Origin of the sequence: Pelomonas sp. KK5 (genome assembly GCF_001984095.1) — a bacterium.
Lineage (GTDB): Bacteria > Pseudomonadota > Gammaproteobacteria > Burkholderiales > Burkholderiaceae_C > KK5.
Window position 1 is genome coordinate 1 of sequence record NZ_LYVQ01000113.1, and the last position, 21,003, is coordinate 21,003.

20 protein-coding genes and 1 tRNA gene are annotated in these 21,003 nt (G+C 68.2%); 2 read left to right on the plus strand and 19 right to left on the minus strand.

What is annotated here, in order from left to right; translation table 11 throughout:
• Positions 1–168: 168 nt before the first annotated feature.
• A complete protein-coding gene (locus tag B0W88_RS33035) occupies positions 169–1,482 on the plus strand; it encodes an FUSC family protein (protein ID WP_077036008.1) in 1,314 nt (437 codons plus the stop codon).
• Positions 1,483–1,489: 7 nt separating this feature from the next.
• Here B0W88_RS33035 and B0W88_RS17935 read toward each other — a convergent pair whose 3' ends face one another.
• Together B0W88_RS17935 and rnr are read right to left on the minus strand one after the other, a co-directional pair.
• Positions 1,490–1,891, minus strand: coding sequence for a hypothetical protein (locus B0W88_RS17935; protein ID WP_077036009.1), 402 nt, complete (start codon positions 1,889–1,891; stop codon positions 1,490–1,492).
• Positions 1,892–1,930: 39 nt separating this feature from the next.
• Positions 1,931–4,246: a ribonuclease R gene (gene rnr, locus B0W88_RS17940; protein WP_077036025.1), complete on the minus strand. Its 2,316-nt coding sequence runs from the start codon at positions 4,244–4,246 to the stop codon at positions 1,931–1,933.
• 26 nt (positions 4,247–4,272) lie between these two features.
• On the opposite strand from rnr, the gene B0W88_RS17945 reads away from it, so the two are divergent.
• A tRNA-Leu gene (locus tag B0W88_RS17945) sits at positions 4,273–4,357 on the plus strand.
• A gap of 121 nt (positions 4,358–4,478) precedes the next feature.
• Here the strand turns inward: B0W88_RS17945 and B0W88_RS17950 are convergent.
• The 17 genes from B0W88_RS17950 to ndk all read right to left on the minus strand — a co-directional run bounded on the left by B0W88_RS17950 (position 4,479) and on the right by ndk (position 20,827).
• A complete protein-coding gene (locus B0W88_RS17950) occupies positions 4,479–5,000 on the minus strand; it encodes a phosphoribosyltransferase (protein WP_077036010.1) in 522 nt (173 codons plus the stop codon).
• Positions 5,001–5,018: 18 nt separating this feature from the next.
• Entirely contained in the window at positions 5,019–6,353 is a 1,335-nt protein-coding gene (locus tag B0W88_RS17955) for an adenylosuccinate synthase (protein WP_077036011.1), read from the minus strand.
• A 41-nt stretch (positions 6,354–6,394) separates the two neighbouring features.
• A complete protein-coding gene (locus B0W88_RS17960) occupies positions 6,395–7,558 on the minus strand; it encodes an ATP phosphoribosyltransferase regulatory subunit (protein ID WP_077036012.1) in 1,164 nt (387 codons plus the stop codon).
• 87 nt (positions 7,559–7,645) lie between these two features.
• Positions 7,646–7,831: a DUF2065 domain-containing protein gene (locus B0W88_RS17965; RefSeq protein WP_369973902.1), complete on the minus strand. Its 186-nt coding sequence runs from the start codon at positions 7,829–7,831 to the stop codon at positions 7,646–7,648.
• A gap of 12 nt (positions 7,832–7,843) precedes the next feature.
• Positions 7,844–8,740, minus strand: a complete 897-nt coding sequence (hflC, locus tag B0W88_RS17970; RefSeq protein WP_077036014.1) for a protease modulator HflC — start codon at positions 8,738–8,740, stop codon at positions 7,844–7,846.
• Positions 8,741–8,756: 16 nt separating this feature from the next.
• Positions 8,757–10,013, minus strand: a complete 1,257-nt coding sequence (gene hflK, locus B0W88_RS17975) for an FtsH protease activity modulator HflK (protein WP_077036015.1) — start codon at positions 10,011–10,013, stop codon at positions 8,757–8,759.
• Between the two features lie 2 nt (positions 10,014–10,015).
• Positions 10,016–11,170 (minus strand): GTPase HflX, encoded by a 1,155-nt coding sequence (gene hflX / locus B0W88_RS17980; protein ID WP_077036026.1) that lies wholly within the window; start codon positions 11,168–11,170, stop codon positions 10,016–10,018.
• A gap of 91 nt (positions 11,171–11,261) precedes the next feature.
• Complete coding sequence (gene hfq, locus B0W88_RS17985; RefSeq protein WP_077036016.1) at positions 11,262–11,510, minus strand: RNA chaperone Hfq; 249 nt, start codon at positions 11,508–11,510, stop codon at positions 11,262–11,264.
• 134 nt (positions 11,511–11,644) lie between these two features.
• Positions 11,645–12,979 carry a ribosome biogenesis GTPase Der gene (der, locus tag B0W88_RS17990; protein WP_077036017.1) on the minus strand — a complete coding sequence of 445 codons (1,335 nt, stop codon included), beginning with the start codon at positions 12,977–12,979 and terminating at the stop codon, positions 11,645–11,647.
• A 42-nt stretch (positions 12,980–13,021) separates the two neighbouring features.
• Positions 13,022–14,143 (minus strand): outer membrane protein assembly factor BamB, encoded by a 1,122-nt coding sequence (gene bamB / locus B0W88_RS17995; RefSeq protein WP_077036018.1) that lies wholly within the window; start codon positions 14,141–14,143, stop codon positions 13,022–13,024.
• A complete protein-coding gene (locus tag B0W88_RS18000) occupies positions 14,140–14,799 on the minus strand; it encodes a tetratricopeptide repeat protein (protein WP_077036019.1) in 660 nt (219 codons plus the stop codon). The genes bamB and B0W88_RS18000 overlap by 4 nt, the downstream gene beginning before the upstream one ends.
• 47 nt (positions 14,800–14,846) lie before the next feature.
• Positions 14,847–16,112: a histidine--tRNA ligase gene (hisS, locus tag B0W88_RS18005; RefSeq protein ID WP_369973903.1), complete on the minus strand. Its 1,266-nt coding sequence runs from the start codon at positions 16,110–16,112 to the stop codon at positions 14,847–14,849.
• 46 nt (positions 16,113–16,158) lie between these two features.
• Positions 16,159–17,433 (minus strand): flavodoxin-dependent (E)-4-hydroxy-3-methylbut-2-enyl-diphosphate synthase, encoded by a 1,275-nt coding sequence (ispG, locus tag B0W88_RS18010; RefSeq protein WP_077036021.1) that lies wholly within the window; start codon positions 17,431–17,433, stop codon positions 16,159–16,161.
• Between the two features lie 6 nt (positions 17,434–17,439).
• Positions 17,440–18,360, minus strand: coding sequence for a helix-turn-helix domain-containing protein (locus B0W88_RS18015; protein WP_077036022.1), 921 nt, complete (start codon positions 18,358–18,360; stop codon positions 17,440–17,442).
• A complete protein-coding gene (gene pilW / locus B0W88_RS18020; protein ID WP_083748866.1) occupies positions 18,353–19,183 on the minus strand; it encodes a type IV pilus biogenesis/stability protein PilW in 831 nt (276 codons plus the stop codon). The genes B0W88_RS18015 and pilW overlap by 8 nt, the downstream gene beginning before the upstream one ends.
• 17 nt (positions 19,184–19,200) lie before the next feature.
• Positions 19,201–20,343: a 23S rRNA (adenine(2503)-C(2))-methyltransferase RlmN gene (gene rlmN, locus B0W88_RS18025; protein ID WP_077036023.1), complete on the minus strand. Its 1,143-nt coding sequence runs from the start codon at positions 20,341–20,343 to the stop codon at positions 19,201–19,203.
• A 58-nt stretch (positions 20,344–20,401) separates the two neighbouring features.
• Entirely contained in the window at positions 20,402–20,827 is a 426-nt protein-coding gene (gene ndk / locus B0W88_RS18030) for a nucleoside-diphosphate kinase (RefSeq protein WP_077036024.1), read from the minus strand.
• Positions 20,828–21,003 lie beyond the last annotated feature (176 nt).

Here is a 21,003-nt window from a genome sequence, read left to right on the forward strand (position 1 = left end):
GCTGGCCGGCTGGATCGGCGGCTTGTGGGCGCGCCAGCCCTCGGCCGACCCATGCGGGGTGGCCGCCGCCGCCGTCTGGTGGCATGGCACGGCCGGCGAGACGCAGGCGGCTGGCCCGCTGCGAGCCGCGGACCTGGTCGAGCGCATGCACGCGCTGCACGCCGCCCTGTGAACGGCAGGGCCCCGCTCGCGAGTGCGCTGCGCGAGGCCGTGGCGACGATGCTGGCTGCGCTGGGCACGCTCGGCTGCACGCTGGCCATCGCGCCGTCCTCGGGCGCCGCGGTGCTGGGCGTCCTGCTCTGCCTGTCGCTGTCGCGCAGCCGGCTGGACCGCAGCCTGCGCGGCCGGCTCGAAGCGGCCGCCGTGCTGCCGCTGGTGGCCCTGGCGGCCGCCGCGGTCGGCTGGCTGTTGCTGCATTGGCGCTGGCTCGGCGCGGGCGCCTTCGTACTCACGATGGGCGCTTCGATCTGGCTGCGCCGCTTCGGCCCGGCCGGACTCAAGGCAGGGATGCTGATCGCCCTGCCCTTCGTCGCGATCCTGGTCACGCCGGTGGATGCGGCGATGCCCGCCTGGCTGCCCGCCGTGATCGGCCTGCTGGCGCTGGCCTGGGTCAGTGCGGTTCACGCCTTGGCGCAGCGAACGGGCTGGCTGGTGCCGGCCCCATCACCCGCGGCGCCAGCCGTCGCATCGCCCGGCACGCTGCGCCCTCGCGCCAGCACCCGCCAGGCACTGCAGATGGCGGCGGCGCTGGCCCTGTCCTTCGTCATCGGCTACCTGGTCTTTCCCGAGCGCTGGGCCTGGGTGGTGCTGACGGCCTTCATCGTCAACAGCGGCAACCAGGGCCGGCTCGACGTCGTCTACAAGGCCGCGCTGCGGCTGCTCGGCGCGGCAGCGGGGACCGTCCTCGCGCTGCTGGTCGCCCGCATCCCTGTGGACGCCGCGCCGGCCTGGATGCTGGCCGCCCTGTTCATGGCCGTCTGGCTGCGGCCGCTGGGCTACGGCTGGTGGGCGCTGTTCCTGACGCTCGCGCTGGCCCTGCTGCAGCCGGGCGGGATCGATCTGGGCCTGCGGCTGGAAGAGATCGCCGTCGGCGCGCTGACCGGCATCGCAGCGGCCTGGTGGCTGCTGCCCTTGCGCACGAGCGATGTGCTGCGCCGGCGCATCGCCGACGCGCTGACCGCACTGGCCGGGGCCCTGGACCCCTCCGACCCGACACGCTCGCCCGAGCGATTCATCGCCGCGCTCGATGCGATCCAGACCCTGGCCCCGCCGCTGCGCGCGCTGCGCCGCATCAGGCCGATGCAGGAGGCCGACTGGATCGATGAACTGGCTGCAGCCCGTGCGCCGCTGCTGACCCTGATCGAAAGCCGGGCCACGCCGCCTGCGCTGCGCCGCCAGGTCGGCGCCGCACGCCAGGCCCTGCGCGAGCCTCAGTCGCTGCTGGCCGCGCTCCAGGCCTTGCGGCGCCTGACCCAATCCTGATGACGACTCAACCTCGCTCCCCGCTCTTGCCCATCGCGCCGAACGAAACCCACTCCTGCTCCATCTCGACCTCCAGCTTGCTGAACAGCTTGCTGGCGTCGGCGGCGCCGAGGCCTTCGTAGCGGATCGCGCGCAGCAGCATGTCCAGCTGCTTGGACTTGCGCCAGAACCAGGCGGACTTCTGCTCGAAGCGGAACACCGTCGTCGATGCCACCATCGCCGCCGGCAGCGAGGCCAGCAGCGCCTGCCAGCCCTTGGGCACCTGGTCGAGACTGACCGCCAGACCGGCGGCGATGCTGGACAGCACCGTCAGCCCGGCGATCAGGTAGCCAAGCAAGTAGTTGCGCCGCGCGAAGCGGCGGGCAGCGACGACGGCCGCCTGCAGTTCCTGCTCCAGGGACTCTTCCATCGCGCTCCCTCCGGGCCTGCACGGCCCTAACACCCAATCTCAGCGGCGCTTGTTGCGCGCCTTCGCGTCGGCCGACTTCTTTGCCGCGGCCTTGGCCGATGCACCGCTGCCGCCCTTGGCCGCCTGGCGCGCCGCCTTCACCGGATGGGGCGAAGCCTTCTTGCCGCCTCCGCTGCGGCCACCCGCCTTCAGCTCGCGATCGGCACGGCGCACCTGCTCCAGTTCCTCGACCGCCGAGGCCGGCCGCTCCGGCAGCGCACGCTGCGCCTGCGCGCGCACCAGCCGCGCCTCCTCGTTGTCCTTGACCAGGCGGAAGTCGATCTTGCGCCCGTCCAGGTCCACGCGGCTGACCTGCACCTGCACCTTGGTGCCGGTGCTGTAGCGGATGCCGGTGCGCTCGCCGCGCAGCTCCTGGCGCACCTCGTCGAAGCGGTAGTACTCGCCGCCAAGTTCGGTGATGTGGATCAGGCCTTCCACGTACATCGAGTCGAGCAGCACGAAGAGGCCGAAGCTCGTCACCGCGCTGACCGTGCCGCTGAATTCCTCACCCAGGTGCTCGCGCATGTAGCGGCACTTGAGCCATGCCTCGACGTCGCGCGAGGCCTCGTCGGCGCGGCGCTCGTTGGCGCTGCAGTGAGCGCCGACGACGTCCCAGCGCTCGGCCTCGGTCGAGGCGGTGGCCGGGTTCGGCGGCGCCGCGCGGCCGGGCCGCTTGACCTGCATCGGCACTTCCATCTTGCCGGCGTCGAGGTGGTACTTCTTGCCGGCCAGGATGCACTTGATGACGCGATGCACCAGCAGGTCCGGGTAGCGGCGGATCGGGCTGGTGAAGTGCGTGTAGGCCTCGTAGCTGAGTCCGAAGTGGCCGGAGTTGGCCGAGGTGTAGATCGCCTGCTGCATCGAGCGCAGCAGCATGCTGTGGATCTGCGCGGAATCCGGTCGGTCCTTGGTGGCGGCGGCGATGGCCTGGTACTCGGCCGGCTTCGGGTCGTCGCTGATCGACAGGCCCAGGCCCAGCGAGCGCAGGTAGGCCTGCAGCGCCACGCGCTTCTCCGGCGTCGGGCCCTCGTGCACGCGGAACAGCGCGGCGTGCTTGGACTGCGCGATGAAATCGGCCGAGCAGACGTTGGCGGCCAGCATGGCCTCCTCGATCAGCCGGTGCGCATCGTTGCGGGTGCGCGGGACGATCTTCTCGATGCGGCCGTTCTCGTCGCAGATGATCTGCGTCTCGGTGGTGTCGAAGTCGATCGCGCCGCGCAGCTGGCGCTGGGCCAGCAGCGCGCGGTAGACCTCGTGCAGGTGCAGCAGGTGCGGCACCAGGGCCTTGCGCTTGGCGGCCTCGGGGCCGTGCGTGTTGCCGAGGATGGCGGCCACCTCGGTATAGGTGAATCGCTCGTGCGAGCGGATCACGGCCGGGTAGAACTGGTAGGCGCTGACCTCGCCCGCCTCGCTGACCAGCATGTCGCAGACCATCGAGAGCCGGTCTTCATACGGGATCAGCGAGCACAGGCCGTTGGAGATCTTCTCCGGCAGCATCGGGATCACGCGGCGCGGGAAGTAGACGCTGGTGGCGCGTTCGTAGGCGTCGTCGTCCAGCGCCTCGCCGGGCTTCACGTAGTGGCTGACGTCGGCGATCGCGACCAGCAGGCGCCAGCCCTTGAACGCCGTCTTGCCGCGACCCTGCTTGTGCGGCTCGCAGTAGACGGCATCGTCGAAGTCGCGGGCGTCCTCGCCGTCGATGGTGACCAGCGGCACGTCGCGCAGGTCGATGCGGTGCTTCAGGTCGACCGCGCGCAGCCGCTCGGGCAGCTTGGCAGCCTGCTGCAGCGCCGCCGAACTGAAGCGGTGCGGCACGTCGTACTTGCGCACGGCGATCTCGATCTCCATGCCGGGATCGTCGATCTCACCCAGCACCTCGACGACGCGGCCCACCGGCTGCGAATACAGCGAGGGCGGCTCGGTCAGCTCGACCGCCACCACCTGCCCCGCTGCCGCATTGGCGATGCCGTTCTTCGGGATCAGGATGTCCTGGCCCATGCGCTTGTCTTCGGGCGCGACCAGCCAGATGCCGGACTCCAGCAGCAGCCGTCCGATGATCGGCCGCTTCTTGCGCTCGAGGATCTCCAGCACGCGGCCTTCGGGACGGCCTCGCTTGTCGAAGCGCACCAGGCGCACGCGCAGGCGGTCGCCGTGCATGACCGCGTGCATTTCCTGGGCAGACAGGTAGATGTCGCCCGAGCCGTCGTCCGGCGTCAGGAAGCCGTGGCCATCGCGATGGCCCTGGACGGTGCCTTCGACTTCTCCGGACGGGTTGCCACTGTCCGGCGCCTGATTCGTGTTCTTGAAATTTTTGATGCTAGAATCTCTTTCTTTCCTGAGATGCCCAGGTGGCGGAATTGGTAGACGCACTAGTTTCAGGTACTAGCGGGTAACTCCGTGGAGGTTCGAGTCCTCTCCTGGGCACCAAAACAAAACGAACAAGGCCAGCACATTGTGCTGGCCTTTTTCATTGCGCCGACGAAGTTCAGCGGCTCAGATACAACAAGGCCCGTTTGCGTGTTCTGCATAACGGGCCTTTTATACGTCATCAGACGGCGAATTTCTTGGCCAGCGCCTCGGGGCCCATGCCGTCGTACTCCTCGAACGGCTGGTGAATCCACGGGCTCGTCTCGAGCATCTCGACGTAGTAGTCCGGCGTGTAGCTGGACACACCCTTGGTCCAGATCACCGCCGAGCGCAGTTCGCTGATCGAGGGCATGCCGCGCAGGCGCTCCACCACCGCCCGCAGCGTCACGCCGGAGTCGGCCAGGTCGTCGACCAGCAGCACGCGGCCGGCCAGTTCACCCTTCGGCATGGTGATGTACTTGGCGATGTCCAGGCGGCCCTGGATGGTGCCGGCCTCGGCGCGATAGCTGCTCGTGGACATGATGCCCAGCGGCTTGTCGAACACGCGCGAGAGCACGTCGCCCGGACGCATGCCGCCACGGGCCAGGCACAGGATCTGGTCGAACTGCCAGCCCGATGCATGGACCTTCAGCGCCAGGCGCTCGGTCAGCATGTGGTATTCGTCCCAGGAGACGTACAGGTGTTTGCCGTCGTCGGTCAGCATGATGGAAGGTTCTCCTGTTTAGGCTTGATAGGGGTGACGAAGGACGATCGTGTGCTCGCGGTCGGGGCCGGTCGACACCATGTCGATCGGCACGCCGATGACTTCCTCGATGCGGGCCAGGTAGGCGCGCGCGGCGGCCGGCAGCGCGTCCATGCTCGTCGCGCCGAAGGTCGTCTCGGTCCAGCCGGGGAAGGTCTCGTAGATCGGCTCGCAGGCAGCGATCTCGTCGCCGTCCAGCGGCAGGATGTCCAGGGTCTTGCCGTTCAGCTTGTAGCCGACGCACATCTGGATTTCCTTCAGGCCGTCCAGCACGTCCAGCTTGGTGATGCACAGGCCGGTGATGCCGTTGATGATCATCGAGCGCTTCAGCAGCGCGGCGTCGATCCAGCCGCAGCGGCGGGCGCGGCCGGTGACGGTGCCCTTCTCCTGGCCGACGGTGGCGAGGTGGTAGCCCACCGTGCCTTCCTTCTCCCACTCCAGCTCGGTCGGGAACGGGCCCGAGCCGACGCGCGTCGTGTAGGCCTTGGTGATGCCCAGCATGTAGTGCAGCATCTGCGGGCCCACGCCGGCACCGGCGGCGGCATTGCCGGCCACGCAGTTGCTCGACGTGACATACGGATAGGTGCCGTGGTCGATGTCCAGCAGCGTGCCCTGGGCGCCTTCGAACAGGATGTTGGCGCCGGCCTTGTGGGCCTTGTGCAGCAGGTAGCCGACGTCGGCCATCATCGGCTTGATGACCTCGGCCATCTTCATCGCCTGGTCGAAGATCGGCTGGAACTCCAGCGCCTCGGCCTTCAGATAGCCGGCCAGCGCGGTGTTGTGCAGTTCGAGCAGTTCCTTCAGCTTCTTGGCGAAACGCTCCGGGTGCTTCAGGTCCTGCACGCGCAGCGCGCGGCGGGCGACCTTGTCCTCATAGGCCGGGCCGATGCCCTTGCCGGTGGTGCCGATCTTGCCGCTGCCGCTGCTCTCGCGCAGCGCCTCGCGGGCCTTGTCCACGGCGACGTGGAAGGGCAGGATCAGCGGGCAGGACTCGCTGACGAACAGGCGCGAACGCACCTCCACGCCGGCCTTCTCCAGGCGCTCGATCTCGCTCAGCAGGTGGGTCGGGTCGACGACGACGCCGTTGCCGATGTAGCAGGCCACGCCGTTGCGCATGATGCCGGAGGGGATCAGCTGCAGGGCGGTCTTCACGCCCTTGATCACCAGCGTGTGGCCGGCGTTGTGGCCGCCCTGGAAGCGCACGACGCCCTCGGCGTGATCGGTCATCCAGTCGACGACCTTGCCCTTGCCTTCGTCACCCCACTGGGTGCCCACCACGACCACGTTGCGGCCGCGCGCGATTTCGCCGTTCATATCGTTTCTTTCCTTCAAGTATCAGGAGCGGGCCGTCGCGATCAGAGCGCGCGCACAACCCATTGACTGCCCACCTGCGCCAGTTCCCGGTCGCAGTCGAATTCATCGCCCTCATGCTCGTGGCCGGGCAGCACGCAGACGACGGTCTCGCCGTCCTCGCGCAGGCGGCGGATGGCCGCGCGCAGCGCCGCGTCCTCGCCCCAGGGCGCACGCACGGCGGCACGCAGCGGCGTGGCCGGGCTCAGGCCCACCAGTGTCTTCAGGTCCACGCTGAAGCCCACCGCAGGACGGCGGCGGCCGAACACCGCGCCGACCTCGTCGTAGCGCCCGCCGCGCAGCACCGCATCGCTGCTGCCGTTGGCATACAGCGCGAAGCGCACGCCGCTGTAGTAGGCATAGCCGGTCAGGTCGGCCAGGTCGAAGCCGAGGTTCACGTGCGCGTGGGTCTGCTGCAGGTGCTTGGCCAGCCACTGGAGATCATCCAGCGCGGCCCGGACCAGCGCGTTGTCGGGCAGGCGGCGGCGGGCCTCGTCCAGCACCTCGATGCCGCCGTACATCGACAGCAGCGATGCAAGCGCCTCGCGCACCGGGGCGGGCAACTCGCCCGTCAACGCGGCCAGCGCGGAGGCATCCTTGGCAGCCAGCGCCGCCACGATGGCATCCAGCGCCGCCGGGGTCAGGTCTTGCCCCTGCAGCACGCCGCGCACGATGCGGGCATCGCCGAGATCCAGGGCCACGTCCTTCAGGCCGGCACGAGCCACCGCGTCGAGCGCCAGCTCCTGCACTTCCAGGTCGGCTTCCAGGCCGGCGTGGCCGTAGATCTCGATGCCGAACTGCAGCAGTTCGCGCGAGGCGTTGAGGCCGTCCGGGCGCGTATGCACGACGGGGCCGCAGTAGCACAGCCGGGTGACGCCGACGCGGTTGAGCAGGTGCGCATCGATGCGGGCGACCTGGGGCGTGGTGTCGGCGCGCAGGCCGAGGCTGCGGCCCGAGAGCTGGTCCACCAGCTTGAAGGTCTTCAGGTCCAGCGCGTGGCCGGTGCCCGAGAGCAGCGATTCCAGATGCTCCAGCATCGGCGGCATGACCAGCTCGCAGCCGTAGGTGCGGGCCATGTCCAGCAGTTCGCGGCGGAGTTCTTCAATGGCGCGCGCCTGCGAGGGCAGGACGTCGGCAATGTGCTCCGGCAACAGCCAAGCAGAAGACATGAGGCAGGGGGAGGCGGTTAAAAACGGCATTGTACCGGGTCAAACCCGGAGAACCGCCGCAAAACCGTCACGCTTGCCGGATGAACGTCAGTTCCAGAACAGCAGCATCAGGACCACGCCGGCCGCGATGCTGGACAGGCCGATGAAGCGGATCTGCCCATCGCTCATCTGCAGCACGCGGCTGAACACCTGGCGCCAGGTCGCCGGGCTGATGAAGGGCATCAGCCCTTCGATCACCAGCATCAGCGCCAGCGCGCCCAGCAGCGTGCCCACGATGCCCGCTTCTTACTTGCGTGGCGCCGCGGCCGCGGGTGCCGCCCCCGCACCGCGCATCGCCTTGAAGAAGTCGTTGCTGCTGTCGATCACCATCACGTCCGACTTGCTGCGGAAGGTGCTGCGGTAGGCCTGCAGCGAGCGGTAGAACTGCGCGAAGGCCGGATCGCGGCCGAAGGATTCGGCATAGACCGCCGAGGCCTTGGCATCGCCCTCGCCCTGCACCTTCTGCGCGTCGCGGTAGGCCTCGGCGACGATCACGTCGCGCTGGCGGTCGGCGTCGGCGCGGATCTTGTCGCCTTCGGCGCTGCCGGTGGCGCGGTCCAGGTTGGCCACGCGCTGGCGCTCGGACTTCATGCGGCTGTAGACCGCCTCGGTCACGTTGGCGGCGAAGTCCACGCGCTTGATGCGCACGTCCACCACCTCGATGCCGAACTGCTTGGCCTCGTCCTCGAGGCGCCTGCGCACGTCGTTCATGACCTTGTCGCGCTCGGTGGCGAGCACGCCCAGCACGGTGCGCTTGGTCACTTCCTCGTTGAACGCGGCCTGCACGATCGGGCTCAGGCGGTTCTCGATATTGCTGGTGACCGGGCCGTTGTTGCGGATGAACTGGCGCGGCTCGGCGATGCGCCACTTGACCAGCCAGTCGATGACCAGGCTCTTCTTCTCGGCGGTGAAGATCGGGCGCGACTCGGGACTGTCCAGCGTCTGGATGCGGCGGTCCAGCATCACGACGTTCTGCAGCGGCGGCGGCAGCTTGAACTTCAGGCCCGGCTCGGTGATCACTTCCTTGATCTCGCCGAGCGAGTAGACGACGGCGAAGCGGCGCTGGTCGACGATGAACATCATCGAACTGGCGAGCAGGAAGACGATCAGCGCGCTGATGGCGATGACGACAAGGCGATTCATTCGCTGGGGCTCCGGTTCAGTGGCTCTCGCGCTCGCGGCTGCGCAGGCCGTCGCGGGAACGCATGTCGTTGCTGGGGTTGCTGCTGTTCAGCTGCGAGTTCAGGTCGTTCGGCGCGGAGGGCGCCGGCACCGGCGTGCTCGCGCTGACGCTGCCGCCCACCTGCTGGACGATCTTGTCCAGCGGCAGGTACAGCAGGTTGGAGTTCTTCTGGTTGTCGATCATCACCTTGGTGACGCTCTGGTAGACGCTCTGCATCGTGTCGATGTAGAGGCGGTCGCGCGTCACCGCGGGAGCCTTCTGGTACTCGGCCAGCACGCTCTTGAAGCGGGCCGCATCGCCCTCGGCCTGGGCCAGCACGCGCTGCCGGTAGCCGTCGGCCTGCTCGCGCAGCTGCGCGGCCGTGCCCTGGGCCTTGGGGATCACGTCGTTGGCATAGGCCTGGGCTTCGTTCTTGCGGGTCTCGCGGTCGGCCTTGGCGCGGAAGGCGTCGTCGAAGGCAGCCTTCACCTGCTCGGGCGGCTGCACGTCCTGCATGTTGACGCTCTTGACCGTGATGCCGGCCTTCAGCCGGTCCAACTGGGCCTGGATCGACGTGACCAGCTGCGCGGCGATCGCGTCGCGCTGCTCGTAGAGCACCGAGTCCATGTCGTTCTTGCCGACGATCTCGCGCACTGCCGATTCGGCCGCCAGCGTCACCGCGTCATCGGGGCGCTGGTTCTCGAACAGGTACTCGCGGGCGTCCTTCAGCGTGTACTGGACGCTGAAGCGGATGTCGACGATGTTCTCGTCCTTGGTCAGCATCGACGAATCGCGCAGGCCGGTGGCCTGCACCACCGCGGCACGGCCCACGTCCACCTGCTGCAGCCGCGTCACTGCGACGATCTCGCTGGCCTGGAACGGATAAGGCAGCCGGTACTGCATGCCGGCGCCCACCGTGCTGCTGTACTTGCCGAAGGAGGTGATGACCGCCTGCTCGCCTTCCTGCACGATGAAGACGCCGCTGGCCAGCCAGCCCACCAGCACGACGCCGGCGATGACCACCGCGCCGATGCTGGCGTTCCTCATGTCGGGGCCGTTGCCGCCGCCACCGCCGCTATTGCCGTTGCCGCCCTCGCCCGAGCCGTTGCCGTTGTTCGAGGACTTGCCGCCGAACATATTGGACAACTTGCGATTGAAGTCGCGCCACAGCTCGTCGAGGTCCGGCGGGCCGTCGTTGCGGTTGTTGAAGAGGCGGCCCCACAGTCTCGACCGGCCGAATGGGATGCGATTCATGCTCACGCCTGTATCGTTGATTGGGTTTCGGTGTTGTCGGCCTGCATGGCCGCCACCAGTTGCTCGCGCAGCACGTCGAGCCCGCTGCCATCCTGCGCGCTGACGAACACGCGCGGCATGCGAACGCCGACCTTGCCGGGCTCGTGCCGCTCGATCCAGTCCAGCGGCTGGCGCGGGCGCTGGTCTTCGTCGAGCAGGTCCTGCTTGTTGTAGACAAGGATCTGAGGAATGTGCGAAGCGCCGATCTCTTCCAGCACCCGCTCCACTTCAGCCAGTTGCTCCTCCAGCACCGGCGAGGCGGCGTCCACCACATGCAGCAGCAGGTCGGCGTCGATCGCCTCCTGCAGCGTGGCCTGGAAGGCGGCCACCAGCTTGTGCGGCAGGTCGCGGATGAAGCCGACCGTGTCGGACAGCGAGACGCTGGCGCCGGCCTGCTCCAGGTACATCGACCGGGTGGTGGTGTCCAGCGTGGCGAAGAGCTGGTCGGCCGCGTAGCTGCGCGCCTTCACCAGCGCGTTGAACAGCGTGGACTTGCCGGCGTTGGTATAGCCCACCAGCGACACACGGAATACACCGTTACGTGCACGGGCCCGCTGCTGGGTGCTGCGCTGCTTCTGGACCTTCTTCAGCCGTTCCTTGGTGACCTTGATGCGGTCGTCGATCATCCGGCGGTCCAGCTCGATCTGGGCCTCACCGGGGCCGCCGCGCATGCCGATGCCGCCGCTCTGCCGTTCCAGGTGGCTCCAGCGCCGCACCAGGCGCGTGGCCAGGTATTGCAGCCGGGCCAGCTCGACCTGCAGCTTGCCCTCGTGGCTCTTGGCTCGGCGGGCGAAGATCTCAAGGATGAGCGCGGTGCGGTCGGCCACCGGCACGCCCAGCACCCGCTCCAGGTTGCGCTGCTGGGCCGGCGAGATCGACTGGTCGAACAGCACCGTGTGGGCCTGGTGGGTCTGCACGAGCAGCTTGATCTCGTCGGCCTTGCCGGAGCCGACGAAGAGCGCCGCGTCCGGCGCCTGCCGGCGCGCGACGACCTTGGCCACGGGCGTGTCGCCAGCCGACTCGGCCAGCAGGGCCAGTTCGTCCAGCGTGGGGTCGAAACTGCCGGGATGCTGGCCGTTGTGGCCGGCGGTGCGGCCGAACTCGACGCCGACGAGAATGGCACGCGCCGCCTCGGAGGGCGGCGGCGTGGCGGGATTGCCGTTGACGGCGGGGGAAGATGAACTCAAGGCAGTGGCTGTAGCCGCTCGCTCAGTTGGGAGCCTCGTTGGATCCCTCGGCGGCGTGGAAGTTCACCGCGCGGCCGGGCACGACCGTGGAGATCGCGTGCTTGTAGACCATCTGGGTCACGGTGTTGCGCAGCAGGACGACGTACTGGTCGAAGGACTCGATGTGGCCTTGCAGCTTGATGCCGTTGACCAGGTAGATCGACACCGGCACATGCTCCTTGCGCAGCAGGTTCAGGAAGGGATCTTGCAAGAGTTGGCCTTTATTGCTCACGATATGCTCCGTGTTGAGAGAGTTGTTGATGGAGGCTCTGTGGAGGTCTGACTGACGACTTGCACCTTAACACAGGGTTAGCCCGGATCGCGCGCTGACGGTCAAATCGGCGGTCCGGGCTTCAGCAGCAAGAATCAGTCCTTGTCGGCGAAGGGATTCGCCGCCGAACGCAGCTCGATCTTCATCGGCGTGCCGACCAGCTTGTAGTGGGCGCGGATGCGGCCTTCCAAGTAGCGCTTGTAGACCTCGGTGACGCCTTCCAGCGAGTTGCCGTGGATCACGACGATCGGCGGGTTCATGCCGCCCTGGTGGGCATAGCGCAGCTTGGGCCGGAAGTGGCCGACCTTCTTCGGTGTCTGGTGCTGCACGGCCTCCTGGATCAGGCGGGTCAGCACCGGCGTGGTCATCTTCTTGTAGGCCGAGGCATAGGCATCGGCCAGTCCGCCCCACAGCGGGCCCAGGCCCTGGCGCTTGAGCGCCGAGATGTTGTGGATCGGCGCGAACTTGAGGAAGCCCAGGCGGGTCTCGATCGAGCGCTGCAGCGTCTCGCGCTGGTAGCTGTCCACCGCATCCCACTTGTTGATGGCCAGCACGACGGCGCGGCCGCTGTCGAGGATGTAGCCGGCGATGTGGGCGTCCTGGTCGGTGACGCCCTGCGTGGCGTCCAGCAGCAGCAGCACGACGTTGGCATCGGCGATGGCCTGCAGCGTCTTCACCACCGAGAACTTCTCGATCGCCTCGAAGACCTTGCCCTTGCGGCGCAAGCCGGCGGTGTCGATCAGCTTGAAGCGCTGGCCGTTGCGCTCGAAGTCGACGCTGATCGCGTCGCGCGTGGTGCCCGGCATGTCGAAGGCGACCAGGCGCTCCTCGCCGAGCCAGGTGTTGATCAGCGTGCTCTTGCCCACGTTGGGGCGGCCCGCGACGGCCAGGCGAATCACGCCGTCGTCTGCCGCTTCGCCCTCTTCGTCGTCGTCGAAGTGGAAGGGCTCCAGCGCCGCCTCGATCAGGCTGCGGATGCCCTGACCGTGCGCGGCCGAGACCGGATGCGGATCGCCCAGGCCCAGCTCGTGGAACTCGGCCAGCAGCGGCGAGTCGCTCATGCCCTCTGCCTTGTTGACGGCCAGCAGGATGCGCTTGTTGGCGGTGCGCAGGTAGCGGGCGATGTCCTGGTCCTGGGCCGACAGGCCCAGGCGGATGTCGACGACGAAGACGACCACGTCCGCCTCGGCGACGGCCTGCTTGGTCTGCTTGGCCATCTCCTTGACGATGCCGGTGCTGCTGTCGGGCTCGAAGCCGCCGGTGTCGATGACGATGAAGTCGCGGTCACCCAGGCGGCCATCGCCGTAGTGGCGGTCGCGCGTCAGGCCGGCGAAGTCGGCGACGATGGCGTCGCGCGTCTTCGTCATCCGGTTGAACAGCGTGGACTTGCCCACATTGGGGCGTCCGACGAGGGCGATGACAGGCTTCATGGGGTCAGCTTATTGTTGTTGTTATGCCGAGCTGTTTACTGCTTACGGCTTGATGGCGTACAGGCCGCCCTTTTCGGTGGCCACCAGCGCGATGCCGTCCAGCAGCACCGGAGCGGTCACGATGGGGGAACCGTCGGTGGGCAGCCGGGCCAGCGTCTTGCCGGTCTCGCGCTCGACGAAATGGACATAGCCTTCGAAGTCGCCCACCAGCACCGAGTTGCCGACGGCCAGCGGCACGCCCAGCTTGCGGTTGGTGAACTGCTCGGCGGTCCAGGCGGTGTCGCCAGTGGCGATGCGCCAGGCGGAGAGGCGGTCGGAGCCGTCGGCGCCGTAGATGTACTGGGCGTCGCCGCCGACACCGTTGGTGCCGCCGACGATGCGGCTCCAGATCGTGGCGCCGCGCTCGGCGCTGACGCAGCCGACGGCCGACTGGAAGGCCCGCGCGCACAGCACCTCGCCGTTGCGCACCAGCGGCGCGACCAGGTCGGCCAGGCGTTCGACTTCGTTGGTGCCGCGCGGGTTGGCCACGCTGGACTCCCAGCGCACGGTGCCGCGCAGCGGATCGACGCCCGTCATGCGCGGGCCCTGGCCCACGATCAGCGTGTCCATGAACACGCCCAGCACGCCGGCCTTGGCGAGCGTCAGCGGCTCGCCGGGGCGGCGCATGTCGAAGATCTTGCGGCCGTCCAGCGCGTCGAAGGCCTGCACCTGGCGGTCCACGGTCAGCACGAAGACGCGCTCGCCGGCCACCAGCGGCGAGGCGATCACCGGCGTGGGCAGCGTCTTGCGCCAGAGCACCTTGCCGGCGTCGATGACCACCAGCTCGTTGCCGCGGGTGACGACGGCGGCGAAGCGTCCGTCGCTGCCGACGCCGGCCGACAGCTTGGCACCCACGTCGGCGCGCCAGACGGTCTGGCCGGTCGTGGCCTGCAGCGCCTGCACGACGCCGTCGCCGGCGGCGACGAAGAACTTGCCGTCACGCGCGGTGATGGCCTGCGCGAAGGACGTGTTGTCGATGCGCTGGTTCCACAGCACCTGCGGAGCAATCGTCGCGGCCTTCAGCTCTTCCAGCGGCGCCGGCTTCGGCGCCTTCGACGAGCTGAACAGCGAGCAGCCGGAGAGCGCGACCAGCGAAGCCAGCGCGAATGCGGAGAGCGCCCTCACTTGGCTGCCTCCTCGGCCGTCGCCACGCCCAGCGTGGCCAGCTTGGCCTCGACCAGGCGGCGGTAGTCCAGCGTCTTGTCCAGCGCGGCCAGGGCCTTCTGGAACTCGGCGCGCGCCTCGGCGGGCTTGTTCTGCAGCAGCAGCAGGTCGCCGCGGCGGTCGGCCACCAGGCCGGTGAACTCGGTGGACTTGATCGCGTCCAGCGTCTTGGCGGCGGCATCGAACTGCTTGGCCGTGATCTGCAGGCCGGCCAGGCGCAGGCGGGCGATGTCGCGGTAGTTGTCGTCGCCGGCGTTGTCGGCGGCCCAGGCGAGGCTGGCCGCGGCCTTGTCGGCCTGGCCCTTGTCCAGCTGCACCTTGGCCGTGGCCAGCGCAGCCTGTGCGGCGTAGGCGCTGCTGCCGTAGTGGCTCTTCAGGTCCTCGAAGACGACGGCGGCCTTGTCGGCATCGCCGGCCTGCACGGCCTGGTCCAGCAGGTCGTACTTGGCCGAGGCCTGCGCCGCCTGCACGGACTGGTACTTGTTCCAGCCCTGCCAGCCGGCAAAGGCGAGCAGCGCCGCGGTGATCACCCAGGTGATCAGGTTGCCCCACTGCTTCCAGAAAGCCTTCAGCTGGTCGAGCTGTTCTTGTTCTTCGAGATCGAGATGCGACGCCATGAGATTCGTTGGGTAGGGGACTGACTACGGGTGCGGCAAAGCCGCGATTATGCGTTGAGCAGTTCGGCCGCCCACTCGGCGGCGGTGGCCAGCGGGCGCGTGGCCTGCTCGCCGCCCTGCCCGCGCAGCGGCTTCACGGCCACCAGGCCTTGAGCCAGTTCATCCTCGCCGAACACCAGCGCATAGGCCGCGCCGCTGGCATCGGCCTTCTTGAACTGCGACTTCATGCTCGACTGGCCCGGATGCAGCACCACGGACACGCCCGCGCCGCGCAGCGCCTCCAGCGCCACCATCACCTGAGGCAAGCCGTTAGCCGAGGGGACGACCGCATAGGCATGCGGCACCGGCGCGGCCGGCGCCACGCCCACCTCTTCGAGCAGCAGCAGCATGCGCTCGATGCCCATGCCGAAGCCCACCGCCGGCGCCGGCTTGCCGCCGAGCTGCTCGATCAGCCCGTCATAGCGGCCGCCGCCGCAGACCGTGCCCTGCGAGCCGAGCTTCTCGGTGATCCACTCGAAGACCGTGAGGTTGTAGTAGTCCAGGCCGCGCACCAGGCGCGGGTTGATCGTGTACTTCACGCCGGCGGCGTCGAGGATCGCGCGCACGCCGTTGAAGTGGGCCAGCGATGCCTCGCCGAGGAAGTCCAGCAGCTTGGGCGCGGCGTTGGCCATGTCCTGCAGCGCCGGGTTCTTGGTGTCCAGCACGCGCAGCGGGTTCGTGTGCATGCGGCGCTTGCCGTCCTCGTCGAGCAGCTCGACATGGGCTTCGAGATGCTTGATCAGCGCCTCGCGGTGCGCGCGGCGCTCGTCGGGCGAGCCCAGGCAGTTCAGTTCCAGGCGGAAGTGATCGCCATCGACCAGGCCCAGCTCGCGCAGCAGACGGCTGCCCATCAGGATGACCTCGGCGTCCACGTCGGGCCCGGCGAAGCCCAGCGCCTCGACGCCCATCTGGTGGAACTGGCGATAGCGGCCCTTCTGCGGCTTCTCGCGGCGGAACATCGGGCCGAAGTAGTAGAGGCGGCGGCCCGAGTCGCGCAGGAAGTTGTGCTCGGTCATCGCGCGCACGACGCCGGCCGTCATCTCCGGGCGCAGCGCCAGGTGCTCGGCCTGGCCATGCTTGTCGGCACGGTCCTCGAAGGCGTACATCTCTTTTTCGACGATGTCGGTCACCTCGCCGATGCCGCGCACGAACAGCGCGGTGGGCTCGACGATCGGCGTGCGCACGTTCTGGTAGCCGTAGCGCTGCAGCACGCTGCGCATCTTCGCTTCGAGCCATTCCCAGCGCGCCGATTCCGGCGGCAGGATGTCGTTCATGCCCTTGACTGCTTGCAAGGGCTGGAGTTTCTTTTCGGACATTTACTTAGACGGTGGCGCCGAAGCGACGCTCGATGTACTGCTCGACGAGAGCATGGAATTCGGTGGCGATGTTCTCGCCGCGCAGCGTCAGCGCCTTGGCGCCGTCGATGAACACGGGCGCCGCGGGCGCCTCGCCGGTGCCGGGCAGGCTGATGCCGATGTCGGCATGCTTGCTCTCGCCCGGGCCGTTGACGATGCAGCCCATCACGGCCACCTTCATGTTCTCGACGCCCGGATACTTCTTGCGCCAGACCGGCATCTGCTCGCGCAGGAAGTCGTCGATCTGCTTGGCCAGTTCCTGGAAGGTGGTGCTGGTCGTGCGGCCGCAGCCGGGGCAGGCGGTGACGCTGGGGTTGAAGTTGCGCAGGCCCAGCGCCTGCAGGATCTCCAGCGCGACGACCACTTCCTGCGTACGCGCCTCGCCGGGCTGCGGCGTCAGCGAGACGCGGATCGTGTCGCCGATGCCTTCCTGCGCCAGGATGCCCAGAGCGACACTGGAAGCCACCGTGCCCTTGGTGCCCATGCCGGCTTCGGTCAGGCCCAGGTGCAGCGCGTAGTCGCAGCGCCTGGCCAGCTCGCGGTAGACCGAGATCAGGTCCTGCACGCCGCTGACCTTGCAGCTGATGATGATGTTGTCGGGGTTCAGGCCCAGCTCGGCGGCATAGGCGGCCGACTGCAGCGCGGACTGGATCAACGCCTGGTACATCACCGGCTTGGCGTCCCAGGGCTCTGCGCGATTGGCGTTCTCGTCCATCAGCTGGGCGAGCAGCTCCTGGTCCAGGCTGCCCCAGTTGACGCCGATGCGCACGACCTTGTCGTACTTCATCGCCGCCTCGACCATCATCGCGAACTGGCGGTCCTTCTTGTCGCCCTTGCCCACGTTGCCGGGGTTGATGCGGTACTTGCTCAGCGCCTGAGCCATCGCCGGGTACTCGGTGAGCAGGCGGTGGCCGTTGTAGTGAAAGTCGCCGACCAGGGGCACGTCGATGCCCATGCGGTCCAGCTGCTCGCGGATGTAGGGCACCTGCTCGGCGGCCTCGGGCGTGTTGACGGTGATGCGCACCAGCTCCGAGCCGGCGATCGCCAGCTCCTTGACCTGGATCGCGGTGCCGATGGCATCCACCGTGTCGGTGTTGGTCATCGACTGCACGCGCACCGGCGCGTCACCGCCGATGGTCACGACGCGGGAGCCCCAGGTGACGCGGGCCTGGCGCGAGCGGCGCGGCGCCGGGTTGGCGGCGGCGATCGCTTCTTCGACGGTACTGCGGGTATCGATCATGTTCGTTCAGTTCAGCTCGAAGCGAGCGACGTTGTCCTTGTTGCGCGCGGCCAGGTCGACCGGATTGCCGCGCACGCTCAGCTCGGTGCCGGCCACGTTGCCGATGGTCACCTTCAGCGGCGGCTGGCCGGCCAGGTCCGGGTCTTCGCCGGGCTGCACCAGGCGCGAGATCAAGACCTGACCCCGCGCATCGCTGACGGCGACCCAGGACTCGGCCTTGATATGGAGCTTCAGCGGCAGCAGGTCGCCGCTGGCGACGGCCGCGCTGGCCGTCACCGCGGGTGCCGGAGCAGGCTTCGGCAGGCTGGCCGCAGCGGCGACCACGACCGGCGCGGAAGCCACCGCGCTGGCAGCAACCGGGGCCGGCGCCAATACGGTTTCAGCGACGACCGGCTCGCTGGCCGCCGGCGCCTCGGCGAGCGGGACCGCCACCTCGGACGCTGCGCTGGTCGGCGCCGGCGGCGGCGAAGAAGGCTCCAGCAAGCGGTTGGGCATCAGGTACAGCACGGCCGCCGCCACCAGCAGCAGCGCCGGGCCCCAGAAGATCGGGCGCCGCAACTGCACCAGCGAGAAGCCGTCATCGCGGGCGCCGCGCTCACGGAAGGGCCGGTTGATGCCCTTGTTGACGTCCAGTTCGCGCTCGCCGCCGCGGGGCAGCAGTTGCAGCACCGGTTCCGGGTCGATCTTCAGCGTGCGGCAGACCGCCTTGGCCAGCGCCCGCACGAAGGTCATGTCGGTGAGCTCCTGCCAGCGGTCGGCTTCCAGCGCCTCCAGCTTGGCTTGCGGCACCTTGAGCATCGCGGCCACGGCGGCGATATGCAGGCCGCGCTGCTGGCGCGCATCGCGCAGCCAGGCGCCGGCCGTTTTCGGTGTTCCCTGCCCGGCGTCCTGTTGTTGCTGCTGATGTTGTTGTTCTTGTTCACTCATCGAATTGCCCCGACTCCATGGCCTGGGTTTCCGGCGACTGCGCGTACTCGCGGCGCAGCTTCTTGCTCAGGTCGCCCACCTGGATGGCGTTGCCCATGCGGCGCTCGATGCGCAGCTCCAGCCACAACGACTGGGCGTTGGTCTGCTCCGCCTGGGCATTGACGCGCCGGATATAGAAGCGGGCCCGCTCGTACTGCTGGCCGCGGTAGAGCACGCTGGCCAGGTTGTAGGCGATGGCCGGATTGCCCGGGTCGTACTCGAAGGCCTTGGCCAGCGAGGCCTGCGCCTCGGCCGTCTTGCCGGCGCTCAGCTCGCAGACACCGCGGGCCAGCAGCGTGCGGGCCATGCCGCGGTACTCGGGCTGCTGCAGCGCCTGGTTGAACTGCTCGAAGGCGGCCGGATAGCGGCGCTCCTGGCAGAGGAACCAACCGTAGTTGTGCATGATGTCCGGGTCGCGCGGGAAGGTGACCAGTGCCCGCTTGAAGCTGTCGTCGGCCAGCTGCTTCTCGCCCATCGCGGCATAGACCAGGCCACGCAGGTTGATCGCGTCGCGGGCATCCGGCTTGGCCGCCAGCGCCTGCTTGATCTCGTCCAGCGCGGTGTTGTACTGGCCCTGGGTGAAATAGCCCTTGGCGAGTTCGGTGCGGACGTTCGCGCGGCGCTCGGCGTTGGTGGTGTCCGATTCGGTCTTCGGCACGGCGTTGTCGACCGGCGCGGTCGCCTGGCATCCAGCCAGCCCCAGCAGCACTGTCGCAAGCACCGGCAGCAGGCCGGACTTCAGGAAGCGGTACTGCTGATCAGGGGCCGGTCGGGCTCGCGTCATGGCGTGGGGATCCGTGGTTATGTACGTTGTGGCGATGCGCCTTTTACCACCACCGGCGCGCGGACCATGCGGATGTGGGCGCGCGTGCGGTCCTGCACCTCGCCCGCGAGCTGGCCGCAGGCGGCATCGATGTCGTCGCCACGGGTCTTGCGCACGGTCGTGACGATGCCCGCATCGACCAGGATCTGGGCGAAGGCCTTGACCCGCTCGTTGGTGCTGCGCTTCAGGCCCGAGGCCGGGAAGGGGTTGAACGGGATCAGGTTCAGCTTGCAGTTGATCCGGTTCTTCAGCAGCTTCACCAGTTCATGGGCCAGCTCCGGCGTGTCGTTCACCTCCTGCAGCATGCAGTACTCGAAGGTGATGAAGTCGCGCGGGGCCTTCTCCAGATAGCGGTCGCAGGATTCGAGCAATTCGGCGATCGGGTACTTCTTGTTCAGTGGCACCAACTGGTCGCGCAGCGGGTCGTTCGGTGCATGCAGGGAGACGGCCAGCGCCACCGGGCAGTCCTCGCGCAGCCGGTCGATCATCGGCACGACGCCGGAGGTCGACACCGTCACGCGGCGGCGCGACAGTCCGTAGCCGTGGTCGTCCAGCATCATCTTCAGCGCCGGGACCAGGGCCGTGTAGTTCTGCAGCGGCTCGCCCATGCCCATCATCACGATGTTAGAGATGATCCGATCGGTCGTGCCCTGGCGCTGGCGCAGCGAATGCTCCGCATACCAGAGCTGGGCGATGATTTCCCAGGTCGCCAGGTTGCGGCTGAAGCCCTGGTGGCCGGTGGAGCAGAAGCGGCAGCCGACGGCGCAACCGGCCTGGCTGGAGATGCACAGCGTGGCCCGGTCGGACTCGGGGATGTAGACGGCCTCGACGGCGTCGCCGTTGCCGACGTCGAACAGCCACTTGATCGTGCCGTCGGCGGACACGTGTTCGGAGATCACCGGCAGCGCGGCGATAAGGGCCTTGCCTTCCAGCTTCGTGCGGAGGGACTTGGCCAGGTCGGTCATCTGGTCGAAACCGGATGCGCCCTTCTGGTGGATCCAGCGAAACAGCTGGGTGGCGCGGAAGCGCTTTTCGCCCAACTGCTCGCAGTACGCGGCCAGCCCTTCCAGATCCAGACCGAGCAGGTTCACCTGCTCAAGGGGGTTGACCGCGTCGTTCATTGCTTTGAGCTCCTAGCGTCCGGCCTCCCGGCCGGAACGCCAGAGGCCGGGTGCCGAATTAACGGCTGTAGACATTCATGCCGGGGAAGAAGAAGGCGATTTCCTGGGCAGCGGTTTCCGGGGCGTCCGAGCCGTGCACGGCGTTCGCGTCGATGCTGTCGGCGAAGTCGGCGCGGATGGTGCCCTTCTCGGCCTTCTTCGGGTCGGTGGCGCCCATCAGGTCGCGGTTCTTCAGGATGGCGCCTTCGCCTTCCAGGGCCTGGATCATCACCGGGCCGGAGATCATGAAGCTGACCAGGTCGTTGAAGAAGGGGCGGGCCTTGTGGACGGCGTAGAAGGCTTCGGCTTCGCCGCGCGACAGGTGGGCCATCTTGGCGGCCACGACCTTCAGGCCGGCGCCTTCGAAGCGGGCGTAGATCTGGCCGATGACATTCTTGGCCACGGCATCGGGCTTAATGATGGAAAGGGTACGTTCGATAGCCATGGGTTTCTCCTGAATTTCCGGGCTTGGCAAAGCCCGCGATTGTACTGTCTATTGGTGAATGTCTCTTGACTGATGGCGATGGCCGTGATCAGCGATGGCGGCCGCCGAAGCCGCCGCCCCGGCCGCCGCTGCCGCCACGGCCACCACCGCCACCACCACCGCCACCGCGGTTGTTG